This is a genomic window from Candidatus Neomarinimicrobiota bacterium, assembly GCA_018647265.1.
GTDB lineage: Bacteria > Fidelibacterota > Marinisomatia > Marinisomatales > TCS55 > TCS55.
Genome location: JABGTK010000086.1, coordinates 1 through 13045, shown reverse-complemented (window position 1 = coordinate 13045; position 13045 = coordinate 1). Strand labels below are relative to the sequence as shown.

At 39.2% G+C, this 13045-nt stretch carries 15 protein-coding genes; all 15 read right to left on the bottom strand.

From position 1 onward, the window contains the following. The coding region (smc, locus tag HN459_05105; GenBank protein MBT3478823.1) for a chromosome segregation protein SMC at positions 1-3494 on the bottom strand (3494 nt) is incomplete at its 3' end. A 70-nt stretch (positions 3495-3564) separates the two neighbouring features. Then, on the bottom strand, positions 3565-3909 hold the full coding sequence (locus tag HN459_05100; GenBank protein MBT3478822.1) for a histidine triad nucleotide-binding protein: 345 nt from the start codon (positions 3907-3909) through the stop codon (positions 3565-3567). Continuing rightward, positions 3906-4622, bottom strand: coding sequence for a 16S rRNA (uracil(1498)-N(3))-methyltransferase (locus HN459_05095; protein ID MBT3478821.1), 717 nt, complete (start codon positions 4620-4622; stop codon positions 3906-3908). Before HN459_05095 ends, HN459_05100 begins: the two co-directional genes overlap by 4 nt. Next, on the bottom strand, positions 4622-5212 hold the full coding sequence (locus HN459_05090; GenBank protein ID MBT3478820.1) for a hypothetical protein: 591 nt from the start codon (positions 5210-5212) through the stop codon (positions 4622-4624). The genes HN459_05095 and HN459_05090 overlap by 1 nt, the downstream gene beginning before the upstream one ends. Continuing rightward, complete coding sequence (locus HN459_05085; protein MBT3478819.1) at positions 5209-5571, bottom strand: (2Fe-2S) ferredoxin domain-containing protein; 363 nt, start codon at positions 5569-5571, stop codon at positions 5209-5211. The genes HN459_05090 and HN459_05085 overlap by 4 nt, the downstream gene beginning before the upstream one ends. Continuing rightward, positions 5571-6593 (bottom strand): zinc-binding dehydrogenase, encoded by a 1023-nt coding sequence (locus tag HN459_05080; GenBank protein ID MBT3478818.1) that lies wholly within the window; start codon positions 6591-6593, stop codon positions 5571-5573. Before HN459_05080 ends, HN459_05085 begins: the two co-directional genes overlap by 1 nt. Beyond that, a complete protein-coding gene (locus HN459_05075; GenBank protein MBT3478817.1) occupies positions 6593-7033 on the bottom strand; it encodes a DoxX family protein in 441 nt (146 codons plus the stop codon). Before HN459_05075 ends, HN459_05080 begins: the two co-directional genes overlap by 1 nt. Then, positions 7017-7202, bottom strand: a complete 186-nt coding sequence (locus tag HN459_05070; GenBank protein MBT3478816.1) for a hypothetical protein — start codon at positions 7200-7202, stop codon at positions 7017-7019. Before HN459_05070 ends, HN459_05075 begins: the two co-directional genes overlap by 17 nt. 2 nt (positions 7203-7204) lie before the next feature. Beyond that, positions 7205-7846 carry a deoxynucleoside kinase gene (locus HN459_05065; GenBank protein ID MBT3478815.1) on the bottom strand — a complete coding sequence of 214 codons (642 nt, stop codon included), beginning with the start codon at positions 7844-7846 and terminating at the stop codon, positions 7205-7207. Next, positions 7843-8349 (bottom strand): 2-amino-4-hydroxy-6-hydroxymethyldihydropteridine diphosphokinase, encoded by a 507-nt coding sequence (folK, locus tag HN459_05060; protein MBT3478814.1) that lies wholly within the window; start codon positions 8347-8349, stop codon positions 7843-7845. The genes HN459_05065 and folK overlap by 4 nt, the downstream gene beginning before the upstream one ends. Beyond that, positions 8342-8710, bottom strand: a complete 369-nt coding sequence (folB, locus tag HN459_05055; protein ID MBT3478813.1) for a dihydroneopterin aldolase — start codon at positions 8708-8710, stop codon at positions 8342-8344. Before folB ends, folK begins: the two co-directional genes overlap by 8 nt. Before the next feature lie 92 nt (positions 8711-8802). Beyond that, entirely contained in the window at positions 8803-9627 is an 825-nt protein-coding gene (locus tag HN459_05050; GenBank protein MBT3478812.1) for a hypothetical protein, read from the bottom strand. A gap of 120 nt (positions 9628-9747) precedes the next feature. Further along, positions 9748-11382 (bottom strand): chaperonin GroEL, encoded by a 1635-nt coding sequence (gene groL / locus HN459_05045; protein ID MBT3478811.1) that lies wholly within the window; start codon positions 11380-11382, stop codon positions 9748-9750. Positions 11383-11396: 14 nt separating this feature from the next. Further along, positions 11397-11687: a co-chaperone GroES gene (gene groES, locus HN459_05040; GenBank protein MBT3478810.1), complete on the bottom strand. Its 291-nt coding sequence runs from the start codon at positions 11685-11687 to the stop codon at positions 11397-11399. A gap of 236 nt (positions 11688-11923) precedes the next feature. Continuing rightward, the coding region (locus HN459_05035; GenBank protein MBT3478809.1) for a T9SS type A sorting domain-containing protein at positions 11924-13045 on the bottom strand (1122 nt) is incomplete at its 5' end.

Here is a 13045-nt window from a genome sequence, read left to right as displayed (position 1 = left end):
GAAACACCCTTCTGTTCCATGGTAACGCCATAGAGATAATCTGCCACCTCCATGGTAAGCTTATTGTGGGTGACAACGATAAACTGCGTTTCATCGGCAAATTTGTTTAGTACACGCTTAAACTTTTCGATATTCACATCATCCAGTGGCGCATCTACCTCATCCAAGATACAATAGGGGCTGGGTTTATATTGGTAAATCGCAAAGAGTAACGCAATGGCGGTCAGCGATTTTTCTCCAGCCGAAAGCATCCGTAAACTTTGGTTCCTTTTTCCCGGTGGTTGAGCATGGATAGCAATATCTGCTTCCAATGGATCTGGATCACCAACAAGGGTTAATGATGCGGTGCCCCCTTCAAAAAACATATCAAATAATTTGGAAAAATTGAGTTTAATTTGATCAAATGTTTCCTGAAATTTCTTTCGCGCCACCTTGTCAATTTTTTGAATTGTTTCCCGCAAATTATCTTCAGATTCTGTTAAATCATCGCGCTGTTCCATGAGTGTTTGGAGACGGGTCTGTTCATCCTCATATTCCTGTTGAACAGCCATGTTGATAGGACCAATACTTTCAATACTGCGCTGAATTCTGTCAATCCGTAATTCCAAATCATCCGCTTCTTCGTCAACAATTAAGTCCATGGGGACTTCCAATTCATATCGATCTTTTATACGTTCGCGAATAATAACAATTCGCTGTTCCATTTCAGCAATTTTTAGTTCATTTGTTTTGAGCTCTTCTAACAATGTTTCCCTGGATTGCTGTTCAGAACGAATCTTTTCCTGTATTTTTTCCATGGATTGATAAGTGTCGTTTGCAGTACTCCGTTTTAAATCTAGAATAGATTTATCTTTAGCCAATTGACCTGTAATCGATTGGAGTTCAGTCTCACCATTTGCGATTTGTGAAGTTAACAATTCACGCTGAGACCCCAATTCGGATATTTCACTTTCAATCGAAGTTTTACGTTCCTCAAGCTCATGGATAGTTTCTTCTGCCACACGCTTTTGAAAATTCAAATTATCCCGTTTATTTTCGAGATTGAGAAGTTCAATCCGTAATTCTTGCACCGCCTGCTGAAAGGTATCCCGATCAACTTGAATCTTCACCAATGCTTTTGATGCCTTTTCTGCAATTGATTTAAGTTTTTCAATCACCACTTCACCTTTAGCTAATCCAGGCTCTAGCTTTTTAACCGACGATTGTAGATCCTCAATCGTTTGTGTAGTTTCTTTCACTTCCAATTGTAGTCCTTTTAAAGATTCCAAAGACTGTGATTGTCCATAATGGTTTCGAATGAGACCCGTTTCTATATCTTGCAATTCAAGGGAAACAGTTTCGAGATTTTCACCAAGTGTTTTGGACTTTACCGATTGACCTTCGATATCTGTGCCAAGTAGTGCAAAATCATTTTCTTGTTGTGCGACACTTTTTTCTAATTCAGAAATTGCTAAGTTTAATGAATCTATTTTTTTCTGACGTCCTAAGAGACTGCCGTCACCACTTTTGGCACGGTGTTTTAAAACATAATTTTTACCGGAATATGCACCATTCAAATCAACCACATCCCATCCGTCGAGATTATGATTGTTAAGGGCTTCATTTAAATTTTCAACGATGAGAAGGTTTCCCACCATCACATTTGCTAATGACTGTATTTTTTTATCCGTACCACAAAGGTCTGTCCCGGCGCCGATAATGCCCATCCCTTTGGGCGTTTTCGATTGGCTCTGCTTCAGTTGGCTTAATTCTTTTAATGGCAGAATAGAAAGATTGCCAATTTTTTGAGATTTCGCTTTCGCCAATATCTCTAAGGCACTTTTTCTATCTTCTGCAACTAGGCATTTCGCCCAGTCACCTAACGCACTCTGGAAAGCAGCATCATATTTTTCATCAATCTGAAATAATTCACCCACCGTTCCAATAATTCCATGGTATTCCTGAGGAGAGTCTAAAGCAGTCCTCACTCCTTCTGGGTAACCTTCTTTTTGCTCAATCAATTCGGTATAAAATGCTACTTGAGATTGGAGCGATTCCATTCTTGATTTTCCACTATGGATGCCCATAGAAAGGGTAGATCGTTTTTCCCGATCTATATTTAGTGTTTCACGAATTATATTTAACTGAGATTGGATTTTACCAATAGATTTTACCCATTTCGATTTTTTAGATTCTAATTCTATTTGTTCTGTGCCCTGGGTCTTATGGTTTATTTCAATTTCTTGAATCTTCTCATTCATACGGGAAATGGTGTTATTTTTTTCTTCTATGAGTGATATAGTGCGATCTAAAAGGGACCGATTATCACCCATACTACGTTGTGCATCCCAGCGATTTCCTTGGGCCGTCTCTAAATCTTTTTGTGCATTTTTATATTGGGTTGCAACCTTCTCAAATTTAGACTTCTTTGATTTATATTTTATTAATTGTTCGTCAACTTTTGGAGATATGGCTGCAATCTCAGTTTCATGCTCTCCCATTTGACTTGTGAGTTGAACTTTTTTGTCAGCGTTAATCCCATCTTCCCTGTTCAATCGGAGAATAGTCGCTTCCGCTGCTTTATCCTGCTCGGACCAAACCAATACATTATTGCGAGCGGATTCCCGATTTACTTCCATATCGTTCAACGTGTTTTGAAGTAATTGCAATTTACCCTGTTGATCTTTGTATAATCCTTTTAAATATTTTAATTCATTCTCATGGTTGGATGTGTCAGATGCTGTTTCATCTTTGAGGTGGGTAAATTCAACAACGCGCTGACGCAAAGGTATAATATCAGAGTCATATTCATGAATTCTAACAAAGGCTAGTGACAGTTCCTTATCTTTCAACTCGTCCGAGAGGATTTCGTGGCGCTTGAATCGTTTTAGCTGAAGGTTTAGTGCATGGACTTTTTGTTCAACTTCCTGAACAATATCTCCGACTCTTTCTAGATCTTGCCGAACAGCATCAAATTTTCTTAACGTTGACTTTCGTTGTTGCTTATACTTATTGATTCCTGCCGCTTCCTCGAACATTCTTTTTCTATCATCTGCAGTCTCAGATAAGATTTGCTCAATCATTTTTAGCTCAATTACAGAATATGCATCTGAACCCATTCCAGTATCGACGAATAAATCATGGATATCTTTTAAACGGCAGGGCGTACGATTGATAAAAAATTCAGATTCACCATTACGATAAACTCTACGGCAAATTTCAATATCATTATATTCTAAGGGAAGTTTGCCACGATTGTTGTGGACAGTAAGTGTTGCTTCACAAACGGAAAGAGGTTTTAGACCATCAGCACCATTAAAAATAACATCACCCATTTTATTTGAGCGAAGGACAGAATATTTCTGTTCACCCAATACCCAACGGATGGCATCCACAATATTAGTTTTTCCACATCCATTGGGGCCAACGATAACGGTGACGCCTTCGCCGAATTTAAGCTTTTCCTTTTTGGCAAAGGATTTGAAGCCGTGTAGATTGAGTTCAGATATATACATTTTCCGAGGTAAAAGAGGTCGGGAAATCTAATAATTTCTTGAGGAGAAAACTACATGGATAATATAAGAATTATCCCGGTGGCCAGGTCATTTGGCGTCCACCAAACAAATGCATGTGAATATGAAAAACAGTTTGTCCTCCATGAGTATTGGTATTAAAAACAGCTCGAAATCCTGTTTCGTCGATTCCTTCATCTCGGGTTATTTGTTGTGCTACCAATAACATTTCTCCGGCCAACTCCTTATCATTACGATCTAATGCATTAATCGATTCAATATGTTTTTTGGGAATCACCAAAATATGGGTCGGCGCCTTAGGTGCAATATCCCTGAAAGCTAAAATTGATTCATTTTCAAAAACTTGATTACAGGGGATTTTACCCGAAACCATCTTGCAAAATAAACAATCGCTCATCTTTGCACCTCCATGAGTTGATTTAAATTTGAAACGGCAACCATTGCTGCGGATTCGCTCCGCAACCGTCTCGGACCTAAAAGTGCAAATTCGACATTAGCTTCCTTCATTTTATCCATTTCACTTTCAGAGAAATCACCTTCGGGACCAATGATTAAACAGACCGTTTTATTTTCGCTACCCAGTGCATCCGCCATTGACTGATTTCCAAACATGTGGCATAAAATTTTATGCTCATTAGAATGTTTTTTCAGCCATTCACTCAAATTGATTGGTTCAAAGATTTTGGGAAATAAACTCCGGCCCGCCTGTTTGGCTGCCGAAATAACAATCCGATTGGCACGATCCATATTTAACTTATTTTTCACACAACGATCGAGAAAAAGTGGCTGAATAGAATGAACACCCATTTCCGTAACTTTCTCCAAAACCATATCCATTCTACTGCCTTTTATAAGTCCGATAGCTAAATGAATAGAAAATTTTGATTCACCATAATTGGGGATGGAATTTTGGATTCTACCCGAAACTGATCCACCATTAATTTCTAAAACAACACCTTCGAATGCGGTGCCTATACCATCTAAAAGCCACAAATTATCTCCCACATTTCCCCTCAAAGATTTACAAAAATGTCGAGATTCTTTTTCAGAAAGAGTGAATTGATCCTGTTCTATTTGATCTGGGTATATATGAAAAAAATGTTCTTCCATTAGCGACGGTTAAGGGCATAACTAAAAGAAATGTTAATAGCCATACCATTATAATTATCGCGGCCATCAACTTCTTCTCCCATTGGAATAAATTCATAACCAATTGAAGGTGTTATGGCACCTCCCCCCATTTTAAGAAATTGAACACCAAAAACTATCTGACCTCCGTAGGTCCCTAAAGTGGATGCTTTTCTCCAGCGACTTTTAAACGATCGGTATTCTTCATTTCCATCCACGGCCAATACAGGACCAAGCTTTACCGCGACGAAGGGTGAAAAATTATTGGCAATTTTACCTTCAAATGGAAACCATTTCATGGTTCCATAAATAGGAATCATGAATAGTGCTTTATCGCCCACATTATAGGAGTTTCCAGTATAGGGATCGTAAACAGGGAGTTCAGTATCATTCTTTATATCATAATAACGCGTTTCAAACCCAACAGTCATATCCCGTTTTATTTGCCAATTTCCAGAGAAAATGACTCCAAAGCCCCGTGTTCCCATCATTCCGCCAAAACTTTTTTTCATTTGGGCGTGCCCTGTTGACAAACATAAACCCATGCATGCAATTAATAATATTTTTTTCATACTTCCACCCGATTTTTATTCCTGATACGATTCAACTCTTCCCAAGTTTCCTGTGTTGAAACTATTCGGTCAACAATACCCTCTCCCAACACGGAAACATTAAAAATTTCATCTACATCTTCTAATTGTACTTCTGAATACCAAATTCCACGGGGATATATAACAATGGCCGCACCCATCTCACAGGCATCCAAACAACCGCTTTTATTAGCCCGCACTTTTCCTTTTAGGCCATGTTCGTTGATCAGTTGAACAAAACGCATTCGAATTTCTTTGCCACCTTTTTGAGCGCAATCACCTTTGGTACCGCATTCCGCTCGTTCATTAATACAGATAAAAATATGTTTATTGTACTTCATTATGGTATCAGGATGACTTTACCAATTTGTTGACCATTTTCCAGGTGTTCATGAGCTTGTTTAATTTCGCTCAATGGAAATAGCTTATCTACAATCGGTTTAATCTTCCCATTAGAAACCAGTGTAAGACAATCATCAAAAGCAGCCACGTCTCCCATTGTAGATCCCATAACCGATTGCTGTTTAAAAAATAGATGGCGAAGGTCGATTCCAACTTTCGGACCTGTAGTTGCGCCGCAAGTGACCAATCGACCACCCTTCCCAAGAATACGCATACTCGTTTCCCAAGTGGCATTCCCCACATGTTCAAATACAACATCTACACCAGTACCGTCAGAATAATCCTTGACAATTTTTGGAATATTATCTTTATAATGGTCCAAAACTAAATCAGCGCCAATTGCTTTGGCATGTGCACGTTTTTCCTCACTGCCGCCCGTAGTAATAATGCGGCAACCTTTTGCTTTAGCAATTTGAATTGCCATAGTCCCAACACCAGAACCAGCGCCCCAAACAAAAATAATTTCTCCTGTTTCAATTTTTGCCCGACGAACAAGCATACTATAAGCTGTTTGTGATGTTAGTGGAAATGCCGCCGCTTCTTCAAATGAAAGATGTGTCGGTTTTAAGCGAACATTTTTTTCCGGAAGTGTGATGAATTCACAATTGGTTCCATCCTGATTTTCACCAAGAATCCCTAATTTATTACAATAGTTTTCTTGTCCACGGGAGCAAAAACGACAGTGACCACAATAGGTTAGTGGTTGTATACAAACTTCGTCTCCAACCTTTAATTGATTTATGTTGTTTCCAATTTCTGAAATAATACCGGCGCCATCGCTACCTAAGATCATGGGTAATGGCGTACCGGGAATGCCACGGCGTACCCAAAGGTCTAAATGATTCATGGCCGATGCTTTTATTTGGACAACAACCTCACCTGAATCAGGAGTCGGTTCCGGCACCGATTCATAACGAAGCACTTCCGGCCCTCCATGCTCGTGAATGCGAGCGGCGTGCATTAATCCTCGGACTTGGACAAAAATATTTTGTCGATACTATATTTCCCTGGTCCAGCCAGAGCGATTGCGGCAAAAATCGTAAAATATATCAAGGCGCTTTCCGGGCTTCCTGTGGTTGTAATATGATGGAAAGCTGCAAAGAACATTGTACCGCAAACTAAAATTGCGGCCGGTTGTGTAAAAAGTCCAACCAAAACTAATACGGCACAGATAGATTCTGAGAATGCTGCCAAGAATCCAAAAGCCGGATCTGCAAAATTTAGAACACCACCGAAATATTTCGATACCGTTCCACCCAACCATTCCCACTTCTCAGGATTTGTTATTTTACTCCACCCATGATTGGTTACTAAAAAATAACCAGGTAAAATTCGCAACACTAACAATCCAATTTGTGTGCATTCACATTTGCCTTTTAAAAAATCAATTACTTTGTTCATTGTTCCCCTCATTATTTAAATCCTCGTAATCAGCATCTTTAATATCAAAATTTTTATATGACCCTTTTTGTTTAACCGACTTCTTTGTGGCTTTTGAAACCAGTTTAACTTGTTTAAATAATGCATATACAATGTAAGCCAACGTTCCATAGATCAAAATTCGAATCACAATTATAAACCTGTAGTTGGATTAAAAAACTTGGTCCCTGTGACTGGTTGACGAATATAATTAATCACCTCTTCCAAATCTCTCTCATTATTAACAAAATCAATATTATTAGTATTAATAATAACCAATGGCGTATCCTGATAACGGAAAAAATATTCATTATAAACTTGATTCAAAGCATCAATATAATCTTCGGACATATTTTTTTCAAAATCCCTACCACGGCGTGAAATATTTCGCATAAGTGTCTCCGTATCTGCTTGGAGAAATATCACCAGGTCAGGATGGATAACGTTGCGTTCCATCATATTGGCCACTGTATCATAAAGGGACATTTCTTTTTCCTTCAAATTCAAAGATGCAAAAAGGCGATCTTTCACAAACATATAGTCCGTAAGGATGAGGTTGTGGAACATATCTACTTGGCGCAAATCCTGCTGTTGCTGGTAGCGCTGAAGTAAAAACCAAAGTTGTGTTTGAAAGGCAAACCGTTCCGGGTCTTCATAGAAATCGGACAGGAATGGATTATCCTCAAATGCTTCTAAAACTAATTTAGCGCCTAGCTTGTCAGAAAGGAGTTTCGCTAAACTAGTTTTCCCGACACCAATCGAACCTTCTATAGCAACATAATACAAATTTCTCATGCAGATTTTTCCAATGGATGCAACCGAACATTAGATATGTCCGGGCATAATTCAAGTAATTTTAAAACTGTCCTGTTAAAACTTTGCACCATGAATTCCGGCGCAAGTTCTACCCAAGGAACAAGGACAAACTTACGTGCAAATATCTCTGGGTGGGGAATGTTTAAATGAGTCATTTCAATCATTTTGGTTTCATAAGCTAGGATATCAATATCAATCACCCGTGGTTCATTCTTTTTATGATCCCGCGGTCTACCCAACATAAGTTCAATCCCCTGACATACTTGCAACAGTACTTCCGGATCAAGATCTGTTTTTAGTTCAACAACCGTATTAAGGAATTTGGGCTGATCAGCATTATATAACGGATCTGTTTCATAAATTGAAGCACTCCTACTTACGGTAATTTCATTCCGGACTTCTAAAGCAGCAATTGCTGAAAAGATATTTGTTTCTCTGTCACCGATGTTTGATCCAATTCCGAGGTAGACCAATTCAGGCATAATCCGCCTTGGAGCGCATAATCTCCACTTCAACCGTATCCAGCACGCCTCGCACAGGCGCATGTGGTTTTCTTACGCGAATAGTAATAGAATCAATAGGATGGTTTTTTAGAATATCTTTGGCAATCGAATTGGCTAATGCTTCGATTAAGTAAAACTTATCCTTCTTAACACAATCACCCACTGTTTGATATATGGATTCGTAATTGATGGTTTTATTCAAGTCATCAGATTCACAAGCTGATTTCAAAGATAGTGTCATTTTAGCATCCACCTCAAAGCGACCGCCCAAATGTTTTTCAGATTCGCTCACGCCGTGGAAGCCGTAAAACTGCATATTTTTTAAACGAATGATTCCCATATGAAAAAGAATTTACTCGAGGAGACTTTTGTTAGTCAAGGTGAGGTAAAAAAATATTTGTCATGCCAAACTTGGACCGGTAATACAAAAAGTTATTTATCTAACGAAATCGAAAACCCATTGTATTCGCCATCGGGGAGAATTGCGGGTAACTTATATTGTGGATCGGTTAAAATTTCATACACATCAGAATCTCCTGTTTTTACTTTTTTGAGTGTATTCAATTTCCATTCATGACCAATTTCATTTGACCGTCCTGAATATCCTTGAGCACCCATCATACTGGTCAAGGCCCAATAGAAATATTCTGTAATCATACAATCGTACTCACACGTTTCATCATCATAAGAATACCATGCACCTCCAGGGTATGTTGAAGGCGGACTTTCAAAATAACCACCACGAGCCTTATCCATGGCATTAGCAATTTTAGATCCTTTCTTTTCAGCCAAATCAGGGTACACTTTTGAATAACCTTCGTGGGTAATCAAATGTAAAACTTCCTCTAAAGAAGCATCAAACCTTGAATTGGTTGAATTCTTATTAAAAGATGGAATTGTTTCGTCATCAAATAATCCTTGAGCATGGTCTAAATCCGGACCATCATAATCAAAATTATCAGCTTCATTCTCATCTTTAAACATGACCAATGTGGCATTAACGGATGTCAGTTTATCCACCACAGCTTGGTTATCCACTTTACCATCTTCATCATTGTCTAAATACTGGGCAAGTACCTTGGCTGCATGGATCACTTTTGCCTCACCTGTCGATTCGGTTGCCATAATCTTTATACCAAAAATGGAAACCGTTTTAGAGAATTGGGTCGCCAAATCCGTATCAGCATCATTGTTACCATTACAAGAAATCATTGCAAATCCATAAATAGCACCGATTATCATTAGTAATCTTTTCATATTAAAAACTCCATTAAACATTTGTACAAAGTAAAAAGATAGGTACGGCAATTCAAGGAAATAAAAAAGCCCCCTGCAAAATGCGGGGGGCTTTTCATAAAAACTGAGGTAATCCTCAGATTACATCATACCGCCCATGCCACCCATTCCTGGATCCATTGGAGGCATTGCAGGCATATCCTTCTCAGGAATGTCTGTAACAGCAGCTTCAGTCGTGAGAATCATCCCTGCGATAGAGCAGGCATTTTCCACAGCAACACGAGCAACTTTGGTTGGATCAATGATACCGGCTTTGAACATATTTACATATTCGCCAGTCCGAGCATCATAACCAAAATCATCTTTGCCTTCACGAACAGCTTGTGCGATAATTGAGGATTCAACACCAGCATTTTCGCAAATTTGACGAAGAGGCGCTTCCAGTGCACGACGCATAATGTCCACACCAACAGCTTGTTCTTCATCAACTTTGACTTTGTCTAAAGCAGGAATACTGCGAAGTAAAGCAACACCGCCACCTGGGATGATACCTTCTTCTACAGCTGCGCGAGTTGCGTGCAATGCATCTTCAACACGTGCTTTCTTTTCTTTCATTTCTACTTCAGTTGCGGCGCCGACATTAATCACTGCTACACCACCGGACAATTTCGCCAGACGTTCTTGCAGTTTTTCACGATCATAATCGGAGGATGTTTTTTCAATCTGAACTTTGATTTCGTTGATACGACCTTTGATGGCATCGGATTCACCACTACCGCCAACAATAGTGGAATTATCTTTATCAGAAACCACACGTTTACAAGTACCAAGATAGTCCAGTGTTGCATTTTCCAGTTTGTAACCTGCATCTTCAGAGATAACAGTTCCACCAGTTAATACAGCAATATCTTCTAACATAGATTTACGACGGTCACCAAATCCCGGTGCTTTCACAGCCAGAACTTTAAATGTACCGCGCAGTTTGTTCACAACCAATGTTGCCAGTGCTTCGCCTTCGATATCTTCAGCAATAAGCATGACAGGTTTACCAGTTTGAACAACTTTTTCCAACAATGGAAGAAGGTCTTTCATGTTGGATATTTTTTTGTCGTAGATCAAAATATATGGATCTTCTAACTCAGCTTCCATGTTGTCAGAATTGGTGACAAAATATGGAGACAAGTAACCACGGTCAAATTGCATCCCTTCAACAGTTTCCAAAAAGGTTTCTGCTGTTTTGGATTCTTCAACAGTGATAACACCGTCTTTGCCGACTTTGTCCATTGCTTCAGCAATTTTTTCACCGATTTCACGGTCATTGTTTGCTGAGATAGAACCAACATTGGCAATCTGTTCTGAATCTGGAAGATCTTTACTTTGTCCTTGTAGCGCAGCAACTACAGCTACTGCTGCTGCATCTACACCACGTTTGATAGACATTGGGTTGGCACCAGCTGTTACATTCTTCAGACCTTCAGCAACCAGTGCTTGAGCCAATACAGTAGCAGTTGTGGTACCATCACCCGCAACGTCAGAAGTTTTAGAAGCAACTTCTTTCACCATCTGAGCGCCAATATTTTCCAGTTTATTATCTAATTCTATTTCTTTCGCAACCGTTACACCATCTTTGGTGACAGTCGGTGCGCCAAATTTCTTTTCGATCACGACGTTACGACCTTTAGGTCCGAGGGTGACTTTAACTGCATTCGCAAGTTTGTCCACACCGGATTTCAGGGCGTTACGTGCTTCGAGATCGTATGTGATTTCTTTAGCCATAATTCAATTACTCCTTATAAGACAGCGAGAATATCGCTCTCGCGCATGATAAGATAATCTGTTCCTTCAAAGGCAAATTCTGTTCCGCTATATTTACCATAGAGGATTTTATCACCTTTCTTTACTTCCATTGCAATTGCATTGCCGGTATCGGAAACTTTTCCGGGACCTGCCGCAATTATTGTACCTTGTTGTGGTTTTTCCTGAGCTGTATCGGGAAGAATGATTCCACCAGTGGAAACTTCTTCAGCCGGAGCCGGTTCAACGACAACACGATCAGCCAAAGGCTTAACTTTTAGAGCCATTTCGCTATCTCCTGTTTTTTTAGTTAAATGATTAAATTTTTGTATTTACTATTATTCTGCAAATATGCAGCGCGGAATTTATATATTAATTAGACGGAATTTCAATCTATTTTAGCAGTCATTTAGGTAGAGTGCTAAAATAGCTTTTGATTTTATTTCCTCAGCCTAGGTCTTGAAAGAATAGGGCAACAAGCCGTAAATACATCTGCATTTTCCGGCACAACAAAAAAAGAAGATTACTTCAACAGAACCAGTTTTTTTGCCTGTCTAAATTCTTTAGACTCTAAACTGTAAATATACATACCCGTACTGAGGGTGTTACCATTGGCATCTTTTCCATTCCAACTGGTGTGGAATTTCCCCATATCAAACCAGCGGTTCTCAAGGGTTGTTACTTTTTGTCCGAGTAAATTATAAATAGAAATCTGCACATGAGCCGGTACAGCAACGGTAAATGGAATATTCGTCACCGGGTTAAAAGGGTTGGGATAATTTTGTCCCAATGAAAATGATTCAGGAAGTTGGCTAATCAGTTCTTCAGTTTTGGCCACTACATAATCCGGAGAGCCCACCAATATGGTTAGGGGATAATTATAATGATCATTAATTCTATTAATCTCGATAGTCACTTCATCCAATAAGTTATAGGTCTTTCGTTCTACAGGATCAAACATCACGGCGGAAGTATATAAAGGAAAATCGCCTTTAAATTTTGTATCTAATTTTATAGACGAGCGAATACCCTTGGTATTAAGATGCAGATTCCATTGGCCGTCTGTTTCATTCATAGAACGAATATCACTTGTGAGTGATGTTTCAACTCCCCAATCTGTTCGATCCATCGCCAATGAAATATATTGATCTAATTTGGGTGGTTCCGGGTTATCCCATTGGTCAAACTCTTCAGACCCACTTGTTCGACGACCAATGGCATTATGGCGATCTCCAAATTCACCATTGTGCGCACTAATATTGATTTGCCACCCATCAGTTTCATTCACTTCTTGAGGTGCATCTAAACCATCTAAGGGGAAAATATCTAGATTAAGTGAATCATCCGTGCGATTATATACCGCATAACCTTCCCATGGTAACATAACATTCGATTCAGAGTCCCAGCCTTCCGTCCCTTTTTTGCCATACGTTAATGGACCATAAATACTTGCGGGATCAAAACTTACCTTAATCTCAAATGGATACGGGTTCCCGATTAAACTCCATCCGGATGGAATACGAATAGTATGACTTCTTAAATCCACCGAGGCTCCCGATCCCACACTAAATAACATATCATCAGTGATACGTTGATGCACCCAATAGCCATTACCAATTTTTATTTCTGTTGCATCAGCCCAATT

Excerpts from the sequence above, each read along its gene's own strand:
- HN459_05065 (MBT3478815.1), bottom strand. The coding sequence starts at position 7,846 with ATGAGAAATTTGTATTATGTTGCTATAGAAGGTTCGATTGGTGTCGGG.
- folB (MBT3478813.1), bottom strand. The coding sequence starts at position 8,710 with ATGGGAATCATTCGTTTAAAAAATATGCAGTTTTACGGCTTCCACGGC.
- folK (MBT3478814.1), bottom strand. The coding sequence starts at position 8,349 with ATGCCTGAATTGGTCTACCTCGGAATTGGATCAAACATCGGTGACAGA.
- HN459_05075 (MBT3478817.1), bottom strand. The coding sequence starts at position 7,033 with ATGAACAAAGTAATTGATTTTTTAAAAGGCAAATGTGAATGCACACAA.
- HN459_05050 (MBT3478812.1), bottom strand. The coding sequence starts at position 9,627 with ATGAAAAGATTACTAATGATAATCGGTGCTATTTATGGATTTGCAATG.
- groES (MBT3478810.1), bottom strand. The coding sequence starts at position 11,687 with ATGGCTCTAAAAGTTAAGCCTTTGGCTGATCGTGTTGTCGTTGAACCG.
- HN459_05095 (MBT3478821.1), bottom strand. The coding sequence starts at position 4,622 with ATGGAAGAACATTTTTTTCATATATACCCAGATCAAATAGAACAGGAT.
- HN459_05085 (MBT3478819.1), bottom strand. The coding sequence starts at position 5,571 with ATGAAGTACAATAAACATATTTTTATCTGTATTAATGAACGAGCGGAA.
- HN459_05100 (MBT3478822.1), bottom strand. The coding sequence starts at position 3,909 with ATGAGCGATTGTTTATTTTGCAAGATGGTTTCGGGTAAAATCCCCTGT.
- HN459_05080 (MBT3478818.1), bottom strand. The coding sequence starts at position 6,593 with ATGCACGCCGCTCGCATTCACGAGCATGGAGGGCCGGAAGTGCTTCGT.
- groL (MBT3478811.1), bottom strand. The coding sequence starts at position 11,382 with ATGGCTAAAGAAATCACATACGATCTCGAAGCACGTAACGCCCTGAAA.
- HN459_05090 (MBT3478820.1), bottom strand. The coding sequence starts at position 5,212 with ATGAAAAAAATATTATTAATTGCATGCATGGGTTTATGTTTGTCAACA.